The organism is Tautonia plasticadhaerens, assembly GCF_007752535.1.
In the GTDB taxonomy this organism is placed as follows: Bacteria; Planctomycetota; Planctomycetia; order Isosphaerales; family Isosphaeraceae; genus Tautonia; species Tautonia plasticadhaerens.
This window is the reverse complement of sequence record NZ_CP036426.1, coordinates 4,460,101-4,483,848: the sequence shown is the minus strand read 5'-3', so window position 1 is coordinate 4,483,848 and position 23,748 is coordinate 4,460,101. Positions and strand designations below refer to the sequence as shown.

The 23,748-nt window shown below is 73.0% G+C and carries 22 protein-coding genes; 14 read left to right on the top strand and 8 right to left on the bottom strand.

Annotation, left to right across the window (positions count from 1 at the left end; all coding sequences use genetic code 11):
* Positions 1–239: 239 nt before the first annotated feature.
* The 4 genes from ElP_RS18070 to ElP_RS38320 form a co-directional block, all read right to left on the bottom strand.
* A complete protein-coding gene (locus tag ElP_RS18070; RefSeq protein WP_145271627.1) occupies positions 240–620 on the bottom strand; it encodes a hypothetical protein in 381 nt (126 codons plus the stop codon).
* Positions 617–2,116 carry a hypothetical protein gene (locus tag ElP_RS18065; RefSeq protein ID WP_145271625.1) on the bottom strand — a complete coding sequence of 500 codons (1,500 nt, stop codon included), beginning with the start codon at positions 2,114–2,116 and terminating at the stop codon, positions 617–619. Before ElP_RS18065 ends, ElP_RS18070 begins: the two co-directional genes overlap by 4 nt.
* Before the next feature lie 749 nt (positions 2,117–2,865).
* A complete protein-coding gene (locus ElP_RS18060) occupies positions 2,866–3,537 on the bottom strand; it encodes a hypothetical protein (RefSeq protein ID WP_145271623.1) in 672 nt (223 codons plus the stop codon).
* Positions 3,538–3,724: 187 nt separating this feature from the next.
* Complete coding sequence (locus ElP_RS38320) at positions 3,725–4,507, bottom strand: hypothetical protein (RefSeq protein ID WP_197446153.1); 783 nt, start codon at positions 4,505–4,507, stop codon at positions 3,725–3,727.
* A gap of 233 nt (positions 4,508–4,740) precedes the next feature.
* Here ElP_RS38320 and cnbZ point away from each other — a divergent pair, with 233 nt between their 5' ends.
* Entirely contained in the window at positions 4,741–5,499 is a 759-nt protein-coding gene (cnbZ, locus tag ElP_RS18050; protein ID WP_145271621.1) for a 2-amino-5-chloromuconate deaminase CnbZ, read from the top strand.
* Positions 5,500–5,594: 95 nt separating this feature from the next.
* On the opposite strand, the gene ElP_RS18045 is transcribed toward cnbZ, so the two are convergent.
* Positions 5,595–7,055: a CAP domain-containing protein gene (locus ElP_RS18045; protein ID WP_145271619.1), complete on the bottom strand. Its 1,461-nt coding sequence runs from the start codon at positions 7,053–7,055 to the stop codon at positions 5,595–5,597.
* Positions 7,056–7,613: 558 nt separating this feature from the next.
* On the opposite strand from ElP_RS18045, the gene ElP_RS18040 reads away from it, so the two are divergent.
* The 11 genes from ElP_RS18040 to aroA all read left to right on the top strand — a co-directional run bounded on the left by ElP_RS18040 (position 7,614) and on the right by aroA (position 19,133).
* Positions 7,614–9,473 (top strand): phospho-sugar mutase, encoded by a 1,860-nt coding sequence (locus tag ElP_RS18040; protein WP_145271617.1) that lies wholly within the window; start codon positions 7,614–7,616, stop codon positions 9,471–9,473.
* A 208-nt stretch (positions 9,474–9,681) separates the two neighbouring features.
* Positions 9,682–9,921, top strand: coding sequence for a hypothetical protein (locus ElP_RS18035; RefSeq protein WP_145271615.1), 240 nt, complete (start codon positions 9,682–9,684; stop codon positions 9,919–9,921).
* A gap of 53 nt (positions 9,922–9,974) precedes the next feature.
* A complete protein-coding gene (locus ElP_RS18030; RefSeq protein ID WP_145271613.1) occupies positions 9,975–11,375 on the top strand; it encodes an excinuclease ABC subunit UvrC in 1,401 nt (466 codons plus the stop codon).
* A 292-nt stretch (positions 11,376–11,667) separates the two neighbouring features.
* Positions 11,668–11,967 (top strand): hypothetical protein, encoded by a 300-nt coding sequence (locus ElP_RS18025; RefSeq protein WP_145271611.1) that lies wholly within the window; start codon positions 11,668–11,670, stop codon positions 11,965–11,967.
* Positions 11,968–11,978: 11 nt separating this feature from the next.
* Positions 11,979–12,371, top strand: coding sequence for a hypothetical protein (locus ElP_RS38315; protein ID WP_197446152.1), 393 nt, complete (start codon positions 11,979–11,981; stop codon positions 12,369–12,371).
* A 40-nt stretch (positions 12,372–12,411) separates the two neighbouring features.
* Positions 12,412–13,221 carry a DUF4058 family protein gene (locus ElP_RS18020; RefSeq protein WP_197446151.1) on the top strand — a complete coding sequence of 270 codons (810 nt, stop codon included), beginning with the start codon at positions 12,412–12,414 and terminating at the stop codon, positions 13,219–13,221.
* Positions 13,218–15,140, top strand: coding sequence for an ABC-F family ATP-binding cassette domain-containing protein (locus ElP_RS18015; RefSeq protein WP_145271607.1), 1,923 nt, complete (start codon positions 13,218–13,220; stop codon positions 15,138–15,140). The genes ElP_RS18020 and ElP_RS18015 overlap by 4 nt, the downstream gene beginning before the upstream one ends.
* Positions 15,133–16,005, top strand: a complete 873-nt coding sequence (locus tag ElP_RS18010; protein ID WP_145271605.1) for a metallophosphoesterase — start codon at positions 15,133–15,135, stop codon at positions 16,003–16,005. The genes ElP_RS18015 and ElP_RS18010 overlap by 8 nt, the downstream gene beginning before the upstream one ends.
* 725 nt (positions 16,006–16,730) lie before the next feature.
* Positions 16,731–17,432, top strand: a complete 702-nt coding sequence (locus ElP_RS18005; protein WP_145271603.1) for a YggS family pyridoxal phosphate-dependent enzyme — start codon at positions 16,731–16,733, stop codon at positions 17,430–17,432.
* Entirely contained in the window at positions 17,429–17,734 is a 306-nt protein-coding gene (locus ElP_RS18000; RefSeq protein ID WP_145271601.1) for a DUF167 domain-containing protein, read from the top strand. Before ElP_RS18005 ends, ElP_RS18000 begins: the two co-directional genes overlap by 4 nt.
* Before the next feature lie 109 nt (positions 17,735–17,843).
* Entirely contained in the window at positions 17,844–19,133 is a 1,290-nt protein-coding gene (gene aroA, locus ElP_RS17995) for a 3-phosphoshikimate 1-carboxyvinyltransferase (protein ID WP_145271599.1), read from the top strand.
* Between the two features lie 41 nt (positions 19,134–19,174).
* On the opposite strand, the gene ElP_RS17990 is transcribed toward aroA, so the two are convergent.
* Positions 19,175–20,227, bottom strand: a complete 1,053-nt coding sequence (locus ElP_RS17990) for an SPL family radical SAM protein (RefSeq protein ID WP_145271597.1) — start codon at positions 20,225–20,227, stop codon at positions 19,175–19,177.
* A 113-nt stretch (positions 20,228–20,340) separates the two neighbouring features.
* Positions 20,341–20,805, bottom strand: coding sequence for a PEGA domain-containing protein (locus ElP_RS17985; RefSeq protein ID WP_145271595.1), 465 nt, complete (start codon positions 20,803–20,805; stop codon positions 20,341–20,343).
* A 291-nt stretch (positions 20,806–21,096) separates the two neighbouring features.
* Between ElP_RS17985 and ElP_RS17980 the strand changes: the two genes are divergently transcribed.
* Both ElP_RS17980 and ElP_RS17975 read left to right on the top strand, forming a co-directional pair.
* Entirely contained in the window at positions 21,097–22,584 is a 1,488-nt protein-coding gene (locus ElP_RS17980; protein WP_145271593.1) for a leucyl aminopeptidase, read from the top strand.
* Positions 22,585–22,640: 56 nt separating this feature from the next.
* The gene (locus ElP_RS17975) at positions 22,641–22,991 is read left to right on the top strand and encodes a hypothetical protein (RefSeq protein ID WP_145271591.1); all 351 of its coding nucleotides are present in this window, start codon (positions 22,641–22,643) and stop codon (positions 22,989–22,991) included.
* Positions 22,992–23,033: 42 nt separating this feature from the next.
* On the opposite strand, the gene ElP_RS17970 is transcribed toward ElP_RS17975, so the two are convergent.
* On the bottom strand, positions 23,034–23,618 hold the full coding sequence (locus tag ElP_RS17970) for a sulfotransferase family protein (RefSeq protein ID WP_145271589.1): 585 nt from the start codon (positions 23,616–23,618) through the stop codon (positions 23,034–23,036).
* Positions 23,619–23,748: the final 130 nt, after the last annotated feature.

Below are 23,748 nucleotides of genomic sequence, written 5' to 3'. Positions count from 1 at the left end.
ACCCTTATCTCTCCGCGCTCGGGGCGACGGACCCGCGAGGATGGGCCGCGCGTCTTCCCGGATCGCCCGGGAGTCGGGCCGATGGGGCGGCCGGGGACGGAAGAGGCCAGCCCCCGGCCCGGTCGGGACGGGGGGCATGCGATCCCGGATGCGCCGTTGCGGATTGTCAAAGAACGCATCGAGCGGCCCGTCCCGGTCCCCGTGAGTTGGGACTCGGGACGGGCAAGCCGTCCATTTGGTCAGCGGACGGGGGGGTAGTAGTAGCGCCTCGGGGCGCCGGCGGTCCCGGCCAGGGTCGACCAGGACCATCGGTCGTTGATCGAGCCGTAGGGCGAGCCGTGGAACGGGAACTGGTCGCCCGGGCCGTAGGGAACGTACTGCCGGGCCCGGTCCGGGAAGGCGGCGTAGTAGCTGTACGGGAACGTCGGGGTCGCGGCGGGAATCGCCATGCCCATGCCCATGCCCATGCCGATCGACCCGGAGGGCCACGGGTCGGCGGGGGTCGACCAGGCGACGGGCGATCCGGATCCGGCCATCATCTGGGCATTCGCCCGGCCGGATCCGGGGCCGAAGGCGGTGACGGCGAGGGCGACGAGCAGGGCGGCGAGGTGCAGTCTCATCGGGTTCGATCTCCTGGGGGTCGGGCGACGACGGGGGGTCGATCGCCGCCTCCCGGGTCGGGGGGCCCGGTCGGCGACCGGGCTCGGGCGCACCGGGGCCGGGGGAGCGGCCGCGGGGGTCGATCCGAACCGTTCACGAATCGTGCCGCAAGGGGGAGACGCCGCCCGGGTTGCCCCGAAACCACGCGTCCGGGGGGATCAGGGGGCGTCGGGGGGCCGCCGGGGGCGTCCCGGTGCGCCCCGGTGCGCCGGTCGGTGCGCCCGGGGGTGCGCCGGGGGTCGTCCCGGTCGGCCGGGAGGGGACGATCCGCAACCGGCATGTCGGGGTTCGACTTGGGTCGATCTGTCGGGTCGGCCGGGGCGGCGTTTCGGGGGTTGTTTCGGGGATCGGGCGGTGCGGGCCGGTCGCCGGGGGGCGGGGTCGGGCCCGGGGGCGGGACGGGGTCGGCGTTGACCTCGGCCTCGGCCTCGACGTCGGGGGCCGGGGCCGGATCGGGGGCCGGGGGGCGGGGGATGCAGCCGGGGGGGGCGGGCCAGGCGTCGGTTTCCCGCCACCAGCCGCCGCCGACGGGGGTCCGCAGCGACTGCCCCTTCTCGGCGAGCCGCCAGGCGCGCTCGTCGATCTTCGAGCGCTCGACCCTCAGGCGGAGGATCAGCGCGAGGCTGCGGTCCCGGTCCCGGAGGGCCTCCCTCCGGTATCGCTGGCGGAGCAGCCCCTCGGGGCTGGTGTCGACCATGGCGGCGGCCTCGACCGCCTCGGCCATCGGCCCCTCGACCGCCTCCCAGGCGACCGGCCGCAGCGCCTCGAGTCGGGCGATCCGGTCGGCGACGAGGTCCCGGAGCCGGCCGGCGGCCTCGGCCGGGCCGGTCACGCCGGGGGGGGCGGCGGCGTCGACGGTGGCGGGGCAGCAGACGGCGGCGAGGTCCCAGAGCAGCCGGGCGTCGAGGTCCGGCCGCTCCGGCCGCCGGGGGGGGCGTCCCAGCAGCCGGAGGGCCTGCACGAGGTCGTCCCCCCGCCAGCCCCGGCCGGTGGAGAGCAGGCCGAGCAGGGCCCGCCAGTGCCGCAGCAGCCAGTCGATGCCGAAGGCGCTGGAGGTCAGCTCGTCGAGCACCCCCTCGAGGTCGTCCCGGAGGTCCTGGGCCTTGCGGCGGATGGCGTGCCGCCGCTTCTCCTCCCACCCGAGGAGCGCCTCCCGGGCCCGGGGCCGGAGGGCACGCTCCTCGGCCTCGACGCAGCGCCGGTAGCGGACGGCCTCGATGGCGGCGGACCGGATCAGGTCGGCCTCGGGCTCGGTGGTCGGCAGGTGCTGGGCGGTCCAGGACTCGACGGTGCGATGCAGGCGCTCGGCCTCGGCCTCGCAGAGCGGGAGGCGGGCGGTCAGGCCGTGGCTGGCGGCGTTCCGGTTGCCGGTGGGGGCGCCGGGCCCGATCCCGGTCCCGGGCCGGGGGCCGGGGGGGTTCGACGACGGGGCGGGGTCGGGTGCGGACGTGGACATGGGGTCGAGGCTCCGGGGGCGGCGGCGTCGCCGAGGGGTGCGGGGTCGACTGGCCCGGGCCCGGCCCTCGCCCGGGTCGGCCCCGGCGTCGGGGCGGGCGGAGAGCGGGCCGACCCCTTTATCATCGTGGGATCGGCCGATTCCAGTCACACGATTTCGGCGGGTCGGGGCGGAGTCACCGGGTCTGCTCCCCGGGGGCGTCGTGGCTGCGAAGAATCGCCACGCCCTGCGCGTCGCCCGATCCCCCCTCACCCGGGCTGCGCCCACCCGCTCCCCCGAGGACGGGGGCGAGGGACCGATTCCGTGAGAAGGGGGCGAGGGTCGGACTCCGTCAGGCGGGGGAGAGGGTCGGACTCCGTCAGGTGGCGGTCGAATTCCTGCCGTTGGCCCCCTGCCCCCGCGCCCCCGACCGTGGCCGCGGTGCGGGCCCCTGCGATCCCGACCCGCTCCCCGATCGCCGGGAACCCGTTCGATCCGGGATCAGTTGGCGAGGCCGACATCCGCGGCGCCCAGGCCGGGGCGGGCCGCCGAGTCGGCCCCGATTCGGCTTGGGCTGGAGTCGTGAGGCGTCGGCCAATGGGACGACCGGGGTGGCTGGGGGCTCGTCCGCGAGCCCCCGGTCGCCGAGGCGAATGGACCGGGGGCTCGCGGACGAGCCCCCAGCCACCCCGAGGTGACCGATCCGGGCGATTCCGCATCGGGCCCGGCCATCCAGGACAATCAGGGGTACGGTTCCATGCGAGTCCGGATCAGTTGGCGAGGCCGACGGCCGCGGTGCCCCGACCGGGAAGGGCCGCCGGGTCGGCCCCGGGCTCGGCCTCGGCGGCCTCCCGGGCCCGGCGCTCGAGGCGGTCGAGGATCATGGCGAGCTCGACGGCGGAGATGACGTCCTCGAGGTGCAGGAACTCGACGTGGCGGCGGAAGTGCGTGAGCCGTTCGGCGGGGGAGAATTCCCGGGGGTACCGGACGGCCCGGATCGCCTCGGCGAACGCGGCGACGAAGCGATCCACCTCCTCCCGGCTCGGCCGGGAGGCGCCGAGGACGAACAGGGGGGCGTGGGTCTGCACCTGGAAGTAGACCAGGGCGCCCCGGGCCAGGGCGACCGTCTTCGCGGCGCAGTAGGCGGCGGGGAGGGCGAAGGCCAGGCCCGTGATGAGCATCGCGTGGTGGCCCAGCTCCTCATGGAGCGCGCCGAGCAGGAACATCGCGGCGAAGATCCCGAGGAAGGCGGAGGCGAGGGCCCACTGGCGGTCGACCCGACGCACCCGGGCGGGCTCGGGGTTGATCTCGTCGAGCGGATAGGTGACCTCGTTCTTCCAGAACCGGCCGGAGGTCCGGACGACGGCGAGGTCGCGGTCCTTGATCGAGATCGACACCGAGGTGCCGAGGAAGAGACTGCGCTGCGAGAGGAGCCGTTGCATCGCGTGACGCCCCGGGGCGGCGGTGCCGCCCGACCGATCGATCGACGCATCCGGGGGCCGGGCGCGCCCGATCGATCCGGTCCGATCGGGGCGATGGCCTACGGCCCCACCGCGGGGATCGTAGGTCGCGGATCGGCCGGCGCGGGGGACGAGTCGAGGGATCTCGATCCGTCCCTGCGTCGATCGGTCAGGCGAGGGGGCGGGGGGGGAGGATCCGGCAGGGTTCCTTGCGGTGCCGGGCGTCCCGGGTGAGGGCGCCGTCGAGGCGGCGGTCGAGGGCGGCGATGGCCTGGTCGAGCACCCCCCGGGCGGTGTCGAGGTGGTGGGGGCGCAGGGCGTAGGGGTCGCGGGGGAGGCCGGTCCGGGGCGACCGGAGGCGGTCGGGGCTCGGGCAGAGGCCGGGGGGGACGGCCCGGGGGTCGAGGGGCTCGAAGCTGGAGCCGTCGGCGGAGGGGGCGTAGTAGGCCCGGCGTTCGGAGGGGAGGCCGGGGTAGGTCCAGCCGTCCCGCAGCGCGAGCAGCTCGAGGAACTGGGGCCAGGGGGGGCCGTCGGGGTCGAGGGCGGCGGGGGGCTCCTCGGCGGCGACGGCGGGGAGCAGGGCCCAGGCGTCCCGCAGGGGCATGGGCCGGCTCGGGTCGGCGATCAGGTGGGCCAGCTCGGGGCGGCCGATCTCGACGGCGGCCTGGTGGACCAGCGCCTCGGCGGCCTGGAGGTAGAGCAGCAGGGAGGCCCGGCAGAGGCGCCCGGCCTCGCTCTCGGACCGGGGCAGGCGGAGGCGGGCCTGGGTATGCAGCCAGAGGGCGTCCTGGTAGAGGCAGTGGAAGGGGCTGACGGTAGTCTCGACCACCTGGCCGGGGGAGGCCGGGTCGGGGGCCTCGGCCTCGGCGAGGGCGCGACCGTCGCCGAGGCCGCCGCCGTCTCGGCGGCCGAAGGGGTCGGTCGGCGGGTGGCCGGGGTCGCCGTGAGCCATGTCGTCGCATCCTCGCGGGGGGGCGAGCGGTCGCGTCGGGGGGGTCGCGTCGTGTCGCGTCGATCCGGGGCCGATCGGGCGCAATGCGGATCGTATCATCATCTTAACACAGTCGGCAACGGAGGGGCCTTCCCGCTGTCGATCGGGGGGAGTCCGGGGTAGGATGCCCGTCCGGGTCGGGGAGCCCCGGCCGGAGCCGTAACGACCCCCGACCGCGACCCGGAGACCGAGCCGTGTCCCTGATCGACCACCCGACCGGCGGGTATCGCTTCCTGCCGGGGATTGCGCCGTATTCGTGCGGGGTCGTGGCCGCCCCGGGGTTCGAGATCGCCCGGGTGACGCTGCACCGCCCGGCCCCCTACCGGGAGGGGATGGAGCGGATCCGGGGCGTCCTGGAGGCCGAGGGGCGCCCGGCGTCGGCGCTCTGCGCGGTGGAGCTGCGGTCCCCCCGGCCGTTCGGCTTCGAGGGGTTCGCCGAGTTCAACGCGGGCTACGCCCGGATCCTGGAGGACTGGGGCGTGTTCGTCGACGGGATCAACCCGGTGGCGCGGACGAACGTGGCCCCCGAGGTGGCGCCGCCGCGGGAGCCGGCGCTCTACGCCTTCTCCTATGCCCGGCCGGGGGGCGACGAGGCCGGCCCGCCGACGTTCGTGGTGGCGGGGGCGGGGGAGCTGCCGGAGGGGGTGTTGGAGGCGGGGGCGATCGTCCGGGCCGAGGAGACGGGCCCGGGGGCGATCCTGGAGAAGGCCCGGTTCGTGATGGGGCTGATGGAGGCGAGGCTCCGGGGGCTGGGGGCGGGCTGGGAGGGCGTGACGGCGGTCGACCTGTACACGATCCACCCGGTGGCCCCGCTGCTGCCCGGGGTGGTGCTGGGGCCGATCGGCCCGGCGGCCGAGCACGGCGTCCGTTGGTTCTACAGCCGGCCGCCGATCCGGGGGATCGAGTTCGAGATGGACCTGAGGGGCGTGCGGTCGGAGCTGAGGATCGGCTGAGGGGCCGGGGGAACGGCACGGCCCCGGGTCGGACATCCCTGTCCGGCCCGGGGCCGCGGCTCACCGTGGATCGGTCGCGGAAGGTCGCCCGACGGTCAGTCGGCGACCTTCCAGGAGCGGACGTTGCCCGAGGAGAGGCTGGAGCGGAGCATCGAGATCGCGCCGGACGCCTCCGAGGCCGCGGCCCGGGCCGCGAGGTTCCGCAGTCGGTCGATCGCCCGGGAGGACTCGACCGGGCTCCCCGAGCGGGGAGCCGGGGCCTCAATCGGGGTGGTCGAGGGGGCGGGGATCGGCCTGGAGGGGGCGGGCGTGGGGTCGATCGAGGCGGTCGGCCGCGTCGGGGGGGCGGCGGGGGAATCCGTGGCGGGCTTCGGCTTCGAAGGGCTCGGCGAGGAGGCCGGCTTCGGGGCCGGAGTGCTCGTCGCGGTCGGGCGGGGGGTCGAGGGGCCCGAGGCCGGCGTGACGGAGGGCCGCTCGGCGACGACCGGGGTCGGCTTCGGGGCGGGGGCGGTCCGGGGCGTCGGGGTGGAGGTCTTCGCCGGGGAGGAGGTGGCCTTCGTCGGGGTGGAGGTCTTCGTCGGGGAGGGGGTGGCGACCTGGGCGGAGGACTTCGGGGCGTCGCCGACGAGGAAGTCGACCTTGGTATTCTCGCCGCCGACCCGGGCCTCCTTGCGGCTGAGGAGGCGGTCGCCGACGCGGACCTCGATCCGGTAGTCGCCGGGGGCGACCTCGGCCTGGTAGCCGCCGGAGGACCAGGTGCTCACCTCGGTCGCGGTGCCGGTGCCCTTCTCGGTGATCGTCACCGAGGCGCCGGAGACCCCCTCGCCGACGTCGTAGAAGCGGTCGGCGTCGGCGTCGTCGTAGACCACGCCGAGGAGCCTGGGGGCGGCCTCGTCCTTCTTGCGGCCGAAGACCTGGGTGACGACGAGCCTGGTCTCGGACTCGCCGGCGCCGCCGAAGGGGTTGGCGGGCTTGACGGGGACCTCGACGGGCAGGACGGCGACGCCGACGTCCTGGTGGCCCTCGTCCTCGGCCTTGTCGGGCTGCTGGATGTTCTCGCGGTGGGGGTCGTGGGCGTTGGTGGGGCCGTAGTCGGCGAGGAAGGCGGTCATGGCCTGCTCGGGGGAGTCGACGCCGAAGATGATGTTCTCGGCGACGGCCTCGGGCTCGTCGTAGCCGGCGGCGATGGCCCGCTGGGTGGCGGTCTTCAGGCCGGAGGGGCCGTCGTGGGTCTGGCGGCCGAGGTCGATCTGGTACTCGGTGTGCACCTCGGCGGCCCTGGCCAGCTCGGGGTCCCAGGCGACGGGGGCCTTGGGGGCGGCCTCGGCGATCTCGGCGACGACCTGGGTGACGGTGTCGCCGTCCTCGCCGATGGCGTTGAGGGCCCCCCGGCTGAGGCCCTGCTCGACGCGATCGGCGGCGGCCTCGGGGGCCACCAGCGCCTCGTTGATCAGCTCCAGCACCAGCTGCTGCTCGCCGGTCACGTCGCCGGAGAGGAGCTTGCGGGCTTCCAGGGCCTCCAGCCGGGGCATCCGTCGCGTCGTGGTCCGGGACATCAAGACCTCCCTGTCCTGATCGGCACCCCGAGGGCCCGCGGTCGGGCCCGGGCCGAGGCTCGGTAAGATGGGATTATTATTGGCGATCCGGTCATCCGGCTTGAGCGGCCCCGGGGGGTATTCACCGCCCCGGCGTCATGTCAAGAGGGAAACGCAATGGCCGTGCCAGGAACCTGGGGCGGGGGGCCAGGAATCCCACGGTGACAGCGCAACTGACGGCCCGGCAAGGGAAAACGAGTTTCGGCCCCGCCCCCCCGGCCGACCGACCTGGGGCGTGGGGGGGTGGGAAATCCGGGCGCTTTCCTGGAATCGCCACCTCGAACTTACAATCTCAGGCCCCGGGGAGGTTTCCGCAACTTTCGTTAAAGTTGGGAGTTGCGTCGGCGATGGCCCGCGCCCGAACCGATCGGGCCGACCTTGCGGGCCGCGAGGCGGGGCGTCCGGGGCGGCCGGCGGTCTTGAAGGGGATCGTCGGGGGCGGATAGCCTGTGGGGCGGCCGACCCCGGTCGGCCGGCCCGAGTGCGCGCCCGGCTTTGCATCGAGGAAGGGTCACCCCCATGGCAACGGCATCGGCTCCGGACGACTCCCTGGCGAAGGTCGCGCAGGCGGCCCGGGACGGCTCGCTCTCCGAGGCCTCGGCGGGCAACATCCGGCGATGGCTGGTCGAGCCCCCCTTTGCCCCGTACCGCGACCGGCTGGTCGCCGACGTCGACGCGGGGCGCTGGCGGGAGCTGGACGACGCCTTCTTCGCCGTCCTGGAGTTCGGCACCGGCGGCCGACGCGGGCGGATGTACCCGGTCGGCACCAACGTGCTGAACGAGCGGACGATCGCCGAGAGCGCCCGGGGGCTGGCCGACTACGTCACCTCGCGCAAGGGGGCCGACGCGTCGCGGTCCTGCGTGATCGCCCGGGACGCCCGGCGCAACTCCAAGGAGTTCGCCGAGACCTGCGCCCGGGTGCTGGCGGCGGCGGGGTTCACGGTCTACCTGTTCGGGGAGATGCGCTCCACCCCCCTGCTCTCCTTCGCGGTCCGGCACCTGGGCTGCGACGCCGGGATCATGATCACGGCCTCGCACAACCCGCCCTCGGACAACGGCTTCAAGTGCTATTCCGGCACCGGCGGCCAGGTGATCCCGCCGGACGACGCGGGGATCATCGCCTGCGTCGGGGCCGCCTCCGGGCGGGAGATCCCGATGGCCCCGCTCGACCGGGCGGTCGCCGACGGCGCGGTCGTGATGGTCGGCCCCGAGGTGGACGACGCCTTCATCGCGGCCGTCGTCTCGCAGTCGGTCTCCGACGCCCGGGACGCCTCGGTCGTCTACACGCCGATGCACGGCGTCGGCGAGACGGCCTGCGCGGCGGCCCTGAGGGCGGCCGGGTTCTCCCGGGTCAACGTGCTGGCCTCCCAGCGCGACCCGGACCCCGACTTCACCAACGTCCCCGGCCACGTGGCCAACCCGGAGGTCCCCCGGACGCTGGGGCCGGCGATCGAGGAGGCCCGGCGGACGTGGGCGGACCTCGTGATCGCCAGCGACCCGGACGCCGACCGGATCGGCGTCGGCCTGCCGGCCGACGGCGACCCGTCCGGCGCCTGGGTGACGCTCTCCGGCAACCAGATCGGCGCCCTGCTGGCCGCCTTCGTCATCGAGGAAGTGAAGCGGGCGGGCGACCTGAGGCCGTCGCACTACCTCGTCACCACGCTGGTGAGCACGCCGATGGGCCGGGCGCTGGCCGACCGGGCGGGGATCGGCTGCGAGGACGACCTGCTCGTCGGCTTCAAGTGGATCGGCCGGCGGATCGACCAGGCCGGGCCGTCGGACTTCCTCTTCGGCTTCGAGGAGTCGCACGGCTACCTGCGGGGGACCCACGTCCGGGACAAGGACGCGGCCGTCGCGGCCCTGCTATTCGCGGAGCTGGTGGCGACCCTGAAGGCCCGGGGCCAGACGGCCCTGGGGTACCTCGACCGCCTCTACCGGGACCTCGGACACTACGGCGAGTCGCTCATCAACAAGGTGTACGAGGGCCGCACCGGGCTGGAGAAGATCACGTCCCTGATGGCCGCCCTGCGGGAGGATCCGCCCCGGGAGGTCGGCGGCCTGGCCGTCACCCGGGTCGACGACTACGGCCGGCACGAGTCGCGCAGGCCCGGCTCGGACGCGCCGCCGACCCCCCTGCCGGAGCCGTCGGGGGATCTGCTTATCTTCCACCTCGACGCGCCGGGCACGCGGTTTGCCGCCCGGCCCTCCGGCACCGAGCCCAAGATCAAGTTCTACCTGTTCGCCCGCACCGACACCGCCGGCCTGGGGGAGGGCGAGTCGCTCGAATCGTCCAAGGCCGAGACGACGAGGCGGCTGGAGCGGATGGCCGAGGACATCCACAAGTACATCGCGGCGAAGGTCCCCGAGGGGGGGGACTGAGACGACCGTCGAGGCGAGACCCGCCCACCCTCCCCGCTCGATGGGAATACGCTGGGGGGAGGGGTCGTTGTGTCGATCCCGGAGGCTCGCGCGTCGTCCGATCCCCCCTCACCCGGGATTCGCCCACCCGCTCCCCCGGGGACGGGGGAGAGGGACGGAAGACGTGATCGCCGGGCGGGTCGGACAGCGGCAGGAGGGAAACCGGCCGATGATCGCTCAACGATTGATCCAGGTGTGGGCGACGATGGTGGTCGGCGACGGGATCGTCGCGGCGATCGAGCCCCGGCGTCACGCCGCGCTCTGGCGAGGGGGGCCGGCGCCGTACCGGGAGGTCGTCGACTGGTGCCACCGGCACCCGGGGGCGACCCGGGCGATCGGCGTGGCCTGGGCCGGGTTCGGGCTCTGGCTGGCGCTCCGGCAGTTGCCGCCCCCCGAAGAATCACGGTAGGAACACCGATCCCCCCGCCCCGCCGCCCGGGGGGAGCCGCGGAGCGACCTCCCATGTCCGACCCCTCGCCTTCGTCCCCGCCCCCGCCCTCCCCCTCGGCCGACGCCACCCCCGACCCCCCGGCGGGGGGCACGGCCCCCGAGGCCCCCTCGGCGATCAGGGCCAGGGTCCGGGCCCTGCCGAGGTCGCCGGGGGTTTATCTGTTCAAGGATGCCCAGGGTCGGGTCGTCTACGTCGGCAAGGCGAAGAACCTCCGCGCCCGGGTCGGCTCGTACTTCCTCAAGGCGGCCGAGGCGGACGCCCGGATCCGCGACTGGATCGGCGAGGTGGTGGACATCGACCACCTCGACGCCGACAGCGAGGTCGACGCGCTGTTGATGGAAGCCCGGCTCATCAAGGACATCCAGCCGAGGCACAACGCGGATCTGAAGGACGACAAGTCCTTCCCCTACCTCCAGATCACCACCGGAGAGGACTTCCCCCGGGTCAACTTCACCCGGGAGCCGAAGGACCGGGGGGTGAAGCTCTACGGGCCCTTCCCCCGGGCCAAGGGGCTGCGGGGGGCGATCCAGGTGTTGCAACGCATCTTCAAGTTCCGGACCTGCTCGCTCGACATCGACGCCGACGACCCCCGGTGGCGCTGGTTCCGCCCCTGCCTGCTGCACTCGATCAACCAGTGCACCGCCCCCTGCAACCTCCGGATCGACCGGGACGCCTACCGGCAGGACATCCGACGCCTCCGCCTCTTCCTCGACGGCAAGAAGGACGTCGTCCTCCGGGAGATGGAGGAGGAGATGAAGGAGGCGAGCAAGGCGCTCCAGTTCGAGAAGGCGGCCCGCCTGCGGGACGAACTCAAGGCGCTGCAGAACCTGAATTTGAGGGGCAACCTCGAAGAACACGCCCAGCCCGAGGTCTTCTACCAGGACCCGAAGAAGGGGCTCCGGGGCTTGCAGAAGGTCCTGAACCTGCCGAAGACGCCCCGGACGATCCACGGGGTGGACATCGCCCACCTCGGCGGCACCGAGACGGTCGGCTCGCTCGTCACCTTCATCGACGGCCTCCCCTTCAAGCCGGGATACCGCCGCTACCGGATCAAGAGCGTGACCGGAGTGGACGACTACGCCTCGATCCGGGAGGTCGTCTCCCGGCGCATCCAGGGGCTCCAGGAGCGCGACGAGCCGTTCCCGGACATCTTCCTGATCGACGGCGGCAAGGGGCAGCTCAACGCGGCCCTCGACGCCTTCAAGGCGCTGGGCGTGGAGGTCCCGACCCTGATCTCCCTGGCCAAGCAGGAGGAGGAGATCTACGTCCCCGGCAAGCCCGACCCGATCGTCCTGTCCCGGCGTTCCTTCGCCCTGAGGCTGTTGCAGTACGTCCGGGACGAGTCGCACCGGTTCGCGCAGCATTATCACCACATGCTGCGGACGAAGCGGACCCTGGGGGACGACTCCTGAGACGACCGCCCGACGCTCGAACCATGCCAGGGCCCTGCTCAACCTGCTCCGCGAAACCGCGCCGCGTCGCATCAGCAACCTGTCGGAAATCCGGACCTCGACCTCCATCGCGTGGAACTGGAATCTCGGCTCGCCGCCCTGAAGGTGGCTGATTGACCCGTTCCGGGTGCCTGGGTCGTGTCCCGGTGCACGCTCGCCGTCGTCCGTTCCCCGGTGCTGCGGTAGAATGGAAGGGCCCGAGGGGTCGCGGGGTTTCCCCCTGATTCTTCCTCCCGGGGACGGAGGGCCGGAGATGCACGACGACGAGCGCAGGTCGACCAGCGGCCGGGTCGCCGGGGAGATGCCCGGCGGTCGACTGGCCTCCGAGGTGGAGCCGTGGGCGTCGATCATGAAGTACGTGATCAAGCCGACGGATGATCCCTCGACCTGGATCTTCCCGAAGCGGGGCACGCCGCCGCCGGAGATGGCCGGCAAGTGGGTCGCCTGGGCGGCGGACATGCAGACGATCGTCGCGTCGGGGGAGACGATGGAGGAGGTCGACGCGAAGGTCGGGGACCAGGTTGTTTCCTACCAGTTCGTCCCCCGGCGATGAGATATCCCTACATGTCGCCCCGGTCGGGCGGGCCCCCGAGGCCGGAACTCCCCACCAGCGTGTTCGGGCCGTCGGGGACGCGTATCGTCTGGGGTTTGATCGACCCGACCCGCCCGATTTCGACCGTCCCCCTGAAGGTTGCCCGCAGGATCGGGATCCTCTCGGAGTCGGAAGACGATGCGATCGACCGGCTCGAGGCGGAGATCGACGTCGAGATCCTGATCGGGGAGCGGCCGATCCGCTGGTCGGTCCCCGTGGTGTTCGATGCGACGGAGGAAGAGGTCCGATGGGGCCTGGTCGGCTTCCTCGACCTGTTCGACGTGCTGCTCCGGGGCCCGATCGGCTCCTTCTCGATCGAGCTGTCCGGGGAACTCCCCCCCGCCCGACTTCCCCGACTCCGATGAACGTCCCCCCGGCGGTCGTCGTCCCGACACCGAGGATCCCATGCCCTCCCCCTTCCCCGGCATGAACCCGTTCCTGGAGCAGGATGACGCCTGGCACGACTTCCACGAGCGGTTCCTGCCCGCGGTCGCCGAGGAGTTGGGGAAGCAACTCGTCCCGAATTACATCGTCAAGATCGACGAGCACGTCTACGTCCACGACCTGGCGGGGGAGCCCCGACGGTTCGCCGGGAGGGCGGACGTGGCGGTCGGGCCGACGCCGGGGAGGGAGGGCACGAGGGCAGGCGGCGGGGTGATCGAGGCGCCGGCGACGCTCGAGATGCCGGAGGTCGATACCGAGCGGCTGGCGTTCGTCGAGGTCAGGGACCGCCGGAACCGGGAGCTGATCGCGGTCGTCGAGCTGCTCAGCCCGTCGAACAAGCGGGCGGGCCGGGACCGCGAACAGTACCTGGCGAAGCGGGGACAGTTGCTGGCGGGGGACGTCCACTACGTCGAGATCGATCTGATCCGGGGAGGCCAGCCGATGCCTCCCGGGGATCGGCCGGACTGCTCGTATTCGGTGCTGGTGAGCCGGGCCGAGCGGAGGTCGAGGGCGGACTTCTGGCCGATCGGGCTCCGCGATCCGTTGCCGGTGATCCCCGTCCCCGTCCGGCACCCGGACCCGGACGCCCGGCTCGACCTCCAGCAAATCCTGCATCGGATTTACGACGCGGCCGGCTATCATTACTACATCTACGACGGCCGCCCCGAGCCCCCGCTCGCTCCCGAGGACGCCGCCTGGGCGGCCTCGCTCGTCCCCTCCCCCGGGCCGACCCCGAACCCGAACCCGACCGACCCACCGGACCTCCCATGATCCTCGCCTCCGCCACCGGCCTCGGCCGACAGTACACCGGGGACCCGATCTTCACCGACCTCGCGTTCGAGATCCGGGCCGGGGAGCGCATCGGCCTCGTCGGGCCCAACGGCGCGGGCAAGACGACGCTGATGCGGCTGCTCGCCGGGATCGACGAGCCGGACATGGGCCGCCTGACGATCCGGCCGGGGGTGCGGGTCAGCCTCCTGCGGCAGCAGCCGGACTTCGAGCCGGGCCAGACGTTGTTCGAGGTCGCCCGGTCGGGGCTGGCCTCCCTGCTGGAATTGCAGGACGAGCTGGAGGAGGCCGCCCGGGAGATGGCCGAGGCGGAGGACGACGACGACCGGGACCGGGCCTCCCGGCGGTACGCCGACCTCCAGGACCGGCTCGAACACCAGGACGCCTACGCGATCGAGCACCGGGTCGAGGAGGTGGTGACGGGGCTCGGCTTCAAGCCGGGCGAGTTCCACCGTCCGTCGGGGACGTTCTCGGGCGGGCAGCAGTCCCGACTGATGCTGGCCCGGCTCCTGCTGGAGAGCCCGGACCTGATGCTGCTGGACGAGCCGACGAACCACCTGGACGTGGCGACCGTCACCTGGCTGGAGGGATACCTCTCCCGGCAGCCGACGGGCATGGTGATCGTCAGCCACGACCGCTATTTCCTGGACGCGACCGTCACCAAGATCTGGGAGCTGTTCCAGGGGCACGTCGCCTCCTACCCCGGCAATTATTCCCAGTACTGGAAGCTGAGGGAGGAGCGGGCGAAGGTTTTGGAGCGGAAGGCCGAGAAGCAGCAGGAGCAGGCGGCGCACCTGCAGAAGTTCATCGACAAGTTCTCGGCCGGCACCCGGGCCACCCAGGCCAAGGACAAGGCGAAGAAGCTGGAGAAGCTGATGTCCGAGGACATCGAGCTGATGCGGGACATCTCCGGCCCGCCGATGGGATTCGAGGAGGTCCGGCGCTCGGGGGACATCGTCGTCGAGGCGAAGGACCTGTCGAAGTCGTACGACACGCCGCTGTTCACCCGCCTGAACCTCCAGGTCCAGCGCGGGCAGTGCGTCGGCATCATGGGGCCGAACGGGGCGGGGAAGTCGACCCTGATCAAGACCCTGATCGGCCGGGTGAAGCCGGACGAGGGGGAGGTGAAGCTCGGCCACAAGGTGACGGTCGGCTACTACGACCAGGGGCTCGAGTCGCTCCCGGCCGACACCCCGGTTCTCAAGGCGGTCTGGCCCGACGACGACCCCTCGTGGCTGATGCAGGACGTCCGGGACCTGCTCGGCAAGTTCGGCCTCTCGGGGGACCTGGCCCTGCAGACCGTCGGCAAGCTCTCCGGCGGCGAGAAGGGGAAGGCGGCGCTGGCCCGGCTGGCGGCGACGGGGGCGAACCTGCTGGTGATGGACGAGCCGACCAACCACCTGGACATCTGGTCGTGCGACGCGCTGGAGCGGTCTGTCCGGGAGTTCGAGGGGACGGTGCTGGTCGTCAGCCACGACCGCTACTTCCTCAACCAGGTGGCCGACCGCCTGATCGTGGTCGACGGGGGCCGGGCCCGGGTGGTCGAGGGGGACTACGAGGTCTACCGCCGGATGGTCGACCAGGAGTCCGCCTCGAAGGAGCGGGCGAAGGGGGGCCGGGACGGCGGGGCGGTCGCCGACGGGTCGCCGCCCCCGAAGCCCGCCGCCGATGGCAAGGCGAAGAAGAAGAAGAAATACCCCTTCCGCAAGGCGGGGGAGATCGAGCGGGAGATCGCCCAGGTCGAGGCCGAGATGGGGGAGCTGGAGCACGCCCTCGGCCTGTCGGAGACGTGGAAGGACGCCGACCTCGCCCGCCGCTCCCAGGAGCGATACGACGAGCTGGCCGGGGCGATCAAGGCCCTCTACGAGCACTGGGAAGAGGCCCTGGAATACAATGCCTGACCCGAACCGGGTGCTTGCCCTGGTCCGACGCGCGGCGATGCTCTCCCGGGGCACGCCCGGCCGACGGGGGGGGGTCGTGGCGATCCCCGAGGCGGAGGGGCTGGAGGACGTGCTCGTCGTCGGCGACCTGCACGGCAACCTGCCCGCCTTCCGCCGGGTGCTGGCGGTCGCGGACCTGAAGAATCGGCCGGGGCGACACCTGGTCCTCCAGGAGCTGGTGCACGGCGACGTCTTCTACCCGGACGAGGGCGGGGACCGCTCCCACCAGCTGGTCGACCTGGTGGCGGCCCTGAAGTGCGAGTACCCGGATCGGGTCCACCTGATCCTGGGGAACCACGAGCTGTCGGAGCTGACCGGCCGGCCGATCGCCAAGAACGGCGTGGCGCTGAACGCCCTGTTCCGCCGGGGGATCGAGACGGCCTACGGCGACCGGGCCGGGGAGGTGGTGGACGCCTATCACGAGTTCTTCCGCGCGCTGCCGCTGGCGGTGCGGTGCCCCAACGGCGTGTTCCTCTGCCACACCCTGCCGGACGGCTCGAAGCTGGACGGGCTGGACCTGGGGCCGCTCCGCACGGGGGTCTGGACCGAGGAGTCGGTGCGTCGGGGGGGGGCGGTCTACGCGATGACCTGGGGCCGGGACGACCGCCCGGAGACGGCCGAGCGGTTCGCCGGGATGGTGGGGGCCGAGTGCTTCATCACCGGGCACCAGCCCTGCGACGAGGGCTTCCGGGTGGCCAACGACCGCCTGCTGATCATCGACGGCACCGGCCCCTATCCGGCCTGCTGCCTCTTCCCGGCGACCGAGCCGGTGACGATCCCCATCCTCCGGGACGCCGTCCGGATCCTCGACCTGCCGCTCGGCTGAGCCGGCCGATCGGGACCGCGGCCCGTCCCCCCGGGCCGGTCGGGACCGCGGCCCGTCCCCCGGGCCGGGCGCCCGAGGCGCACGCAGGAACGGCCCGGCCGCGTCGAGCGGACTCGACGCGACCGGGCCGATCAAGTAAGCCGACCGGGGTTCCACTTCACGGGCCACCTCTCCCATAGCCCGCGGAGGGAGACCCCGGTCGGCTCAGCCGGGTGGCCGGCCCCGAGTCTCCTCAAGGGGCCGACGCCAGTGTAAGAGAGGACGAGCGGGGGGGTCGTGCGAGGCAACCCGCTCGTCCTTTGGCGGTAGACCCGACGAATCGGGTCGTCGCCAGGGGGTGGGGTGATTTCATTCCAATGTGGGTGACCGATCCTCAAGGGCCGTCCTTTTCGGCCCTCGTCGCGGTCGACAGGGAGAGAAAGCAAGGGCAGTGCCAAAGCCCGTCGGCGGGCCGGTGGGCCCCGGGGCTGATCCGGCCATCACGGCGCGATAGCATTTCCGAGCCAACGACTTGCGATCCTCCGGGATTTTCCCCGGGGACCCCGACTGGTTGCCCCGGGGCCGAGGCCCGGGCCCGGCCGGGCCCCCGGCGACGCGAACGAGACGGGCAGGACTGCCACCGATTTCGGCAGGGCGTACGGGCACCCCGGATGGGAGGAAGGCGAGGGGGAGGCGTCGCCGCTTGCCCGGGGGATCGGCGGCGGTACACTGGCAGCATGAGCTCGATGGACGACCGCATCCGAGGCAACCTGGAGGGGGTCCGAGCCCGGATCGCCGAGGCCGCCCGACGCTCGGGGCGGGGTCCGGACGCCGTGCGCCTGGTCGCCGTCACGAAGACGAACCCGCCGGATCGGATCGTCCCCCTGGTCGAGGCCGGCCAGCTCGACCTGGGGGAGAATTTCCCCCAGGAACTCTGGAGGAAGGTCGAGGCGCTCTCGGCCCGCCCGGAGGGGATCCGGTGGCACCTGATCGGCCACCTCCAGTCGAACAAGGCGAAGCGGACGGCGCCGATGGTCCGGCTCGTCCACGGCGTCGACTCGCTCAAGCTGCTCCGGCTGCTCGACGAACTGGCCGCCGACCTGCCCGGGCCGCCGGGGATCTGCCTCCAGGCGAATTGCTCGGGGGAGGGGTCGAAGCACGGCTGGTCCCCCGGGGCGATGCTCGACGACGCCGAGGCGATCGCCTCCTGCCGCTCGATCCCCATCGTCGGCCTGATGACCATGGCCGGCTACGGCACGACCGACGAAGAGGCCCGGCCGACCTTCGCCGCCCTCCGCGAGTTACGCGACCGGATGCGGGATCGGACCGGCCTGGAGCTTCCCGAGCTGTCGATGGGGATGTCCGGCGACTTCGGGGCGGCGATCGAGGAGGGGGCGACGCTGGTCCGGGTCGGCTCGGCGCTGTTCGAGGGGCTGGACCCGCCGTGATCGAGCTGACCGACCACCCGGAGGGGACCGTGGTCGCCGTCGTCGCCCGGCCGGGGTCGAGGCGTCCCGGGGTGCTCGGGGAGCGGGACGGGGCCCTGCTCCTGGCCGTCTCGGCCCCCCCCGACAAGGGGAAGGCCAACGCCGCCCTTGCCGCGTTGCTGGCCGAGACGCTCGGCTGCAAGGCGTCGGCCGTGCGGCTGATCGGCGGCCCGGCGAGCCGGCGGAAGCGGTTCCTGGTCGAGGGGCGCTCGGCGGAAGCGATCCGGGATCGGCTCCGGGGGGTGCTGTCCGGGGGGGGATGAGGGCGGGGCCCCGCGGGGGATCCCCGCCCACCGGCGCCGCGAGGAGGCCCCCCGCTCGGTACACTGGAGCGGACTGGAGCCCCCGACCCCGACCGCCCGAGCCCCTCCCATGCCCGAGTACCCCGCCGAGCTGACCGTCTCCCCCCTGCCCCACCCGCCGGAGACCCGGATCCGGGTGCCGGGATCCAAGAGCTTGACCAACCGGGCGCTGGTGGTCGCCGGGCTGGCCCGGGGCCGGAGCACGCTGACGGGGGCGCTGGATAGCGACGACACCAGGGTGATGGCCGAGGGGCTGAGGGCGATCGGCCTGGCGGTCGAGCACGACCGGGAGGCGGCGACGGTGGTCGTCGAGGGCTGCGGACGGCACTTCCCCGCCCGGGAGGCCGAGCTGTTCGTCGGCAACTCGGGCACGACCCTGCGGTTCTTGACGGCGATGGTGAGCGTCGGCCGGGGGACCTTCCGGCTCGACGGCGTCCCCCGGATGCGGGAGCGGCCGGTGGCCGACCTCCTGCTGGCGCTCAACCGCCTGGGGGCCGACGCCCGGAGCGAGCTGGGGACGGGGTGCCCGCCGGTCGTGGTCCAGGCCGACGGGCTCGACGGCGGCTTCGCCGAGGTCCGGGGGGACGTGTCGAGCCAGTTCCTCAGCGGCCTGCTCATGGCCCTGCCCTGCGCCAAGGGGCCGACCACGGTGGAGGTGCAGGGGACGCTCGTCTCGAAGCCGTACATCGCCATGACGCTGGACGTGATGGCCGCCTTCGGCCGGAGGATCAGCAACCGGGACTTCAAGCGGTTCAACGTCGAGCCGGCGCCGTACACCGCGAGGACCTACGCGATCGAGCCCGACGCCTCGGCCGCCAGCTACTTCTTCGCGGCGGCGGCGATCGCGGGCGGGTCGGTCACGGTCGAGGGGCTGGGGACGGGGTCGATCCAGGGGGACGTGGGGTTCGTCGACCTGCTAGAGCACATGGGCTGCGCCGTCGACCGGTCGAAGTCGTCGATCACCGTGACCGGCGGGGCTCCCCTGGTGGGGATCGACGTGGACATGAACGCGATCAGCGACACGGTGATGACGCTGGCCGCGGTGGCCCTGTTCGCCCACGGGCCGACCCGGATCCGCAACGTCGCCCACATCCGCCACAAGGAGACCGACCGGATCGCCGCGCTGGCGGCCGAGCTGCGCAAGCTCGGCGCCGGGGTCGACGAGCACCCCGACGGCCTGGTCATCTTCCCGCCCGACTCGATCGCCCCCGCCCGGATCGCCACCTACGACGACCACCGGATGGCGATGTCCTTCGCCACGGTCGGCCTGAAGGCCGAGGGGGTGACGATCGAGGATCCCGGGTGCGTCGCCAAGACCTACCCGGGATTCTGGGAGGACCTGGGGAAGTTGAGACGGTAGGTAGATGGGTCGGCCAGGCGACGGCCCCGGCCGACCCGGCGTCAGGTCGTCACGGCCTGCTCGGGACGGCGTCCCCTGCCCTTCTCCGTTCGCCTCGGGGGTGCTGGTTGGCTCGGGGGAGGCGTCGAGGGATCGAGCCGGGGGAGGTCGGGGTTCTGGCTTGATCCGGTGCGGACGATCAGGCCGGACTCGGCCCCCCAGGAGATGACGCGGGCGAGGCCGTCGCGGCGGGCGTCCAGGGGGAGGTGCTTGGTGGCACCGGCCTCGCCGAGGGAGAAGACGGGGCCGCCCTCGTAGAGGTCGACCAGGCGCTCGGAATGGCCGAGGGGGGCCAGGGCCTCTCGCAACGAGGGGATGACGGCGGGCTGGAGGAAGGCGTAGTGCGCCAGCACGTCTCGGGCGCCGATCCGGCCCAGCTCCCGGAAGAGGGGGCGGAGGTTCTCCCGGGTGTCGGTCAGCGCGGGGATCAGGGGCTCCAGGCGGACCTCGACCGGGACGTCGGCCTCGATCAGCCGGGCGATCCCCGCCAGGCGGGCCCGGCCGGGGGGGGCCATCGGCTCCAGGGCCCGGGACAGGGTCCGGCCGAGCGTCGAGACGCCGACCGCCGCCCGGCACAGGCCCGGGGCCGAGCGGAGCAGGCGGACCACGTCCCGGGTGACACGCCCTCGGGTCATCAGCACGACCCCGATCCCCCGGCCGAGCAGCGTCTCGATGACCCGGAGCGTGGCCTCCCGGACCTCCCGGATCGGCGGCAGGGGGTCGCTGCTGGGGCTGAGGACGACCCGGGCCGGGGGCCGCTCCATCGCGTCGAGGGCCGGGCCGACGAGCGAGGAGACGTCGGGGTCGAACAGCAGTCGGCCGGGGCCCGGGTCGCGCACGGTCCCCCGGACGTAGCAGAACGAACAGCCGAGGGCGCACCCCGCCGTCAGGTCCAGGCCGAAGAGGCCGGGGTTCGCCGGGCCCCCCCGGGCGGGCCGGAACAGCGGCCCCCGGCGCCGGACCCGGGTCAATCCCGGCAGTTCACGCCCCGAAGGGCCGGGCCCGGCCGAGGCCGGCACCGGCACGGGGGCCTCGATCGTCGCTCCGTCCGCCATCGGCCGCCTCCCTCCGTCCCCGACGAGTCGGCGCACGCTTGGTGTACGGGCGCATTTTACTGTTCGTCGGTACAGAAGGCAAATGACGGCGCGGAGGGGGCGGGTGATCGGGTTCAGAACGCGAAGAAGCGCCAGAACGAGCCGGGGCGTTGGGGGGCGGGCTGGAGGGACTGCTGGCGGAGCTGGAGGCCCCGGCCGATGAGGTCGCCGGTGGGGGGGGTGACGGCCGGGGCCATGGTGAACCGGAAGTCACGCTCGTCCCGGAGGGTGAAGGGGATGAGATTCTCGGAGACGAAGCCGGTGAGGGCGTTGTCCCACCAGGGGGCCCGGACGGGGACGGAGGTGTTGATCGTCTCGTAGCCCTCGGCCTGGATGGTGACCCGGCGGTCGCCGTAGTACTCGTAGTTGACCGAGACGGGGCTGATGCCGGCCTCCTCGCCATTGATGGAGACGAGGGCGCCGGGGGGGTCGGTGCGGACGGTGTAGCGCCGCTCGACGCAGCCGGCGGCGGCCAGGCTGATCAGGGCGAGGGTCAGGACGGCCAGCCGTCGAGTCGGCGGGCCCGGTCGCGTCTGCATCGGTCGACCTCCGCGTTCGACCGGCCTCCCGGGGGCCGGGGGCGGGTCCGATCCGATCGATTCCGGGCTCCGGGCGAAGGGGGAGGATCGGCGGAGGGAGGTCGGAGGCCCGGTGCCGGGAGCCCGAGTCCGGGGGCCCGGGATGGTCCGAGCCCGCCCGGTCGAGACGTGCGAGGCCGGATTCTAGCGGCGACCCGCCCGATCGGCAAGCCGGCTTGGCGCGGGGCGGGGCGGGAGGGAAGAATGTGTCCCTTCGCCGCAGCAGGATCGAGACGGAAGGAACGCCGAGCGATGCAGATCCGGATCGTCGCCGAGGACCCCGCCCGCTCCCAGGTCGACTGGCTCGTCGTCGGGCTGTTCGAGGATCCCCCCGTGGCCCCGGCCTGGCTCCGGGAGACGCCTTCCGCCGGGGTGATCGCCCGGCTGGTCGAGTCGAAGGACCTCTCCGGCTCCGGCGGCGAGGCGGTGCCGATCCACGGGCCGGGCGGGGTGTCGGCCGGGTCGATGTTGGTGCTCGGGCTCGGGCCGGGGGAGGTCTTCGGCGCGAGCGAGGCCTTCGAGATGGGGACGCTCCTGGGCAAGCGGCTCGGCGGCAAGCCCCGGGGCGTGGTCGGCGTGGTCCTGCCCGGGGCGGGGATGCCGAGCGAGGTGGCCTCGCACCTGGTCCAGGGGGTGACGGTCGGCCTGAGCGGGCCGGGCCTGGCGAAGTCGGAGCCGGGGCGACACCCCTTCGAGGGACTCCGGCTGATCGTGCCCCCCGGCTCGACGGCCGACGCGACGCTGCTGGAGGACGCCGTCCGCCGGGGGGAGGTCGTCGGCCGGGCGGTGAACCTGGCGAGGGAGCTGGTCAACCTGCCCCCGGCCCGGAAGTCCCCGAGGCTGCTGGCCGACCGGCTCCGCAACGAGGCCGGCGCCGCCGGGCTGTCGGTGGAGGTCTGGGACGAGGCCCGGATCCGGCGGGAGCGGCTCGGAGGGCTGCTCGGGGTGGCGGCGGGGTCGGACGAGCCCCCGAGCTTCGTCCTCCTGGGATGGCAGGGGGCGGGCCCGGACGCGCCGACGACCGCCCTGGTCGGCAAGGGGGTCACGTTCGACTCGGGGGGCCTGTCGCTGAAGCCCTCCGCCTCGATGGAGGACATGAAGGCCGACATGAGCGGCGCCGCGATCGTGGCCGCCGCGATGACGGCGATCGCCCGCCTGAACCTACGGGTGAACGTCCGGGGCTATCTGCCCCTGACCGAGAACCTGACCGGCGGCCGGGCGATGAAGCTGGGGGACGTCCTGACGATGCGCAACGGCAAGACGGTCGAGGTGATGAACACCGACGCCGAGGGCCGGCTGATCCTGGCCGACGCCCTCTGCCTGGCCAGCGAGCAGGCACCGATCCGAATCATCGACCTGGCCACGCTGACCGGCTCGTGCATGGCGGCCCTGGGGCAGAAGGTGGCCGGGCTGTTCGCCAATGACGACGAGACGGCCGAGCTGGTCCGCGCCGCCGCCTCGGCCGAGGGGGAACGGCTCTGGCGGATGCCGATGGACGGCGACTACCGGGAGTCGCTCAAGAGCCCGGTGGCCGACCTGAAGAACGTCGGCTCGAAGTGGGGTGGGGCGATCATCGCGGCGAAGTTCCTCGAAGAGTTCGTCGGCGGCCGCCCCTGGGCCCACCTGGACATCGCCGGCCCCGCCTGGGCCGATTCCGACTCCCCCTCGCAGGACGCCGGCGGGACGGGCTGCTTCGTGAGGACGCTGGTCCGGATGGCGGAGGACGCGGCAAGCGCCTGAACCTCGATGGATCGGCCCAGGGAGTGCCAGGGCCGACCGTGTAGCAACGGGGAGAGATGTTGAACGAGGACGCGTTCTGGCCCTGCCTGGAGTATCGAGTCATTCGCGAGTTGTCGGGCATGCCCGACAACTCGCTGCGTTCGCTCTGGTGCGACAGATTCATCCCGAATGCCTACCACTTCGACAACGTTGCTGCACGTATCGAAGGGCGGGCCTGGATCTGCCGGGGGCACTCCCAGGAGGAGTGGGAATTCGCCCTCGTGCTTCCCCGAGCCGTCAGGACTCGGGACGAGATCCCCTGGTCGTCGCTCGTCCCTCCCGAGGATGCGACCGGATGGTTGTCGATCGATCTGGCCCGCAGGCGGATCGAAGTCGAACCTGGGGCAGCGGTCCCGGACCTCGACTGAACACCTTCCGAGGGAGGACCGCCGATCCTGGGTCGTCTTCGCTCAGCGATTTGCCCTGTCTGCCCGGTTGCGGTAGAGGTCCGGCTCGACGACGCCGGCCATCGCCTTCGCGTCGAGGACGCCGCCGAGGAAGGCGTTGACGGACTCGGCCAGGGGGAGCGGGTCGGAGACCATCCGGTTGTAGTCGACGTCGAGGATGGCCAGGTGGGACTGGGAGGCGGCCCAGGCCTCGAACTTGGCGAGCTGGGAGCGGAAGAGGGCGGACATCTTGTCGTCGGAGATGCCGCCGTCGTCCCGGCCGAGCCGGGAGAGCATCTTGCGCTGGGAGGCGAGGACCTCGTCCATCTCCCTCCGCATGAAGAGGACGCGGTAGTGCCGGTCGGCGGGCAGGTCGTAGAGGAGCTGGTAGACCATCTTGACGGCCTTGCCGTGGGCCGAGTCGAGCCAGGAGGGGTCGTCCCTGGTCTTCTTGGCGGGCTCGAACTCGTAGTATCCCCGGGGGTTGTCGACGTCGGCCTCGCGGACGGCGTCGGTGACGACGGGCATGCCGCCGGCCTCCAGCATCCGCATCATCATCGACGTGCCCGACCGGGGCAGGCCGGAGACGATCGTCACGAACGGTTCCATCGCGGGGGCTCCTCGACCCGGCTCGACCCGAGCCGGCATGGGCGCCAGTGTCGCCATCGGGGGAGGTCTTGGGAAGGGCAACCGGGGGGGGAGCCCACGCGGAGCCGCGGAGGCGCAGAGAGGAGGGAGG

Excerpts from the sequence above, each read along its gene's own strand:
- ElP_RS18070 (WP_145271627.1), bottom strand. The coding sequence starts at position 620 with ATGAGACTGCACCTCGCCGCCCTGCTCGTCGCCCTCGCCGTCACCGCC.
- ElP_RS18065 (WP_145271625.1), bottom strand. The coding sequence starts at position 2,116 with ATGTCCACGTCCGCACCCGACCCCGCCCCGTCGTCGAACCCCCCCGGC.
- ElP_RS18060 (WP_145271623.1), bottom strand. The coding sequence starts at position 3,537 with ATGCAACGGCTCCTCTCGCAGCGCAGTCTCTTCCTCGGCACCTCGGTG.
- ElP_RS38320 (WP_197446153.1), bottom strand. The coding sequence starts at position 4,507 with ATGGCTCACGGCGACCCCGGCCACCCGCCGACCGACCCCTTCGGCCGC.
- ElP_RS18045 (WP_145271619.1), bottom strand. The coding sequence starts at position 7,055 with ATGTCCCGGACCACGACGCGACGGATGCCCCGGCTGGAGGCCCTGGAA.
- ElP_RS18040 (WP_145271617.1), top strand. The coding sequence starts at position 7,614 with ATGGCAACGGCATCGGCTCCGGACGACTCCCTGGCGAAGGTCGCGCAG.
- ElP_RS18035 (WP_145271615.1), top strand. The coding sequence starts at position 9,682 with ATGATCGCTCAACGATTGATCCAGGTGTGGGCGACGATGGTGGTCGGC.
- ElP_RS18030 (WP_145271613.1), top strand. The coding sequence starts at position 9,975 with ATGTCCGACCCCTCGCCTTCGTCCCCGCCCCCGCCCTCCCCCTCGGCC.
- ElP_RS18025 (WP_145271611.1), top strand. The coding sequence starts at position 11,668 with ATGCACGACGACGAGCGCAGGTCGACCAGCGGCCGGGTCGCCGGGGAG.
- ElP_RS38315 (WP_197446152.1), top strand. The coding sequence starts at position 11,979 with ATGTCGCCCCGGTCGGGCGGGCCCCCGAGGCCGGAACTCCCCACCAGC.
- ElP_RS18020 (WP_197446151.1), top strand. The coding sequence starts at position 12,412 with ATGCCCTCCCCCTTCCCCGGCATGAACCCGTTCCTGGAGCAGGATGAC.
- ElP_RS18015 (WP_145271607.1), top strand. The coding sequence starts at position 13,218 with ATGATCCTCGCCTCCGCCACCGGCCTCGGCCGACAGTACACCGGGGAC.
- ElP_RS18010 (WP_145271605.1), top strand. The coding sequence starts at position 15,133 with ATGCCTGACCCGAACCGGGTGCTTGCCCTGGTCCGACGCGCGGCGATG.
- ElP_RS18005 (WP_145271603.1), top strand. The coding sequence starts at position 16,731 with ATGGACGACCGCATCCGAGGCAACCTGGAGGGGGTCCGAGCCCGGATC.
- aroA (WP_145271599.1), top strand. The coding sequence starts at position 17,844 with ATGCCCGAGTACCCCGCCGAGCTGACCGTCTCCCCCCTGCCCCACCCG.
- ElP_RS17990 (WP_145271597.1), bottom strand. The coding sequence starts at position 20,227 with ATGGCGGACGGAGCGACGATCGAGGCCCCCGTGCCGGTGCCGGCCTCG.
- ElP_RS17985 (WP_145271595.1), bottom strand. The coding sequence starts at position 20,805 with ATGCAGACGCGACCGGGCCCGCCGACTCGACGGCTGGCCGTCCTGACC.
- ElP_RS17980 (WP_145271593.1), top strand. The coding sequence starts at position 21,097 with ATGCAGATCCGGATCGTCGCCGAGGACCCCGCCCGCTCCCAGGTCGAC.
- ElP_RS17975 (WP_145271591.1), top strand. The coding sequence starts at position 22,641 with ATGTTGAACGAGGACGCGTTCTGGCCCTGCCTGGAGTATCGAGTCATT.
- ElP_RS17970 (WP_145271589.1), bottom strand. The coding sequence starts at position 23,618 with ATGGAACCGTTCGTGACGATCGTCTCCGGCCTGCCCCGGTCGGGCACG.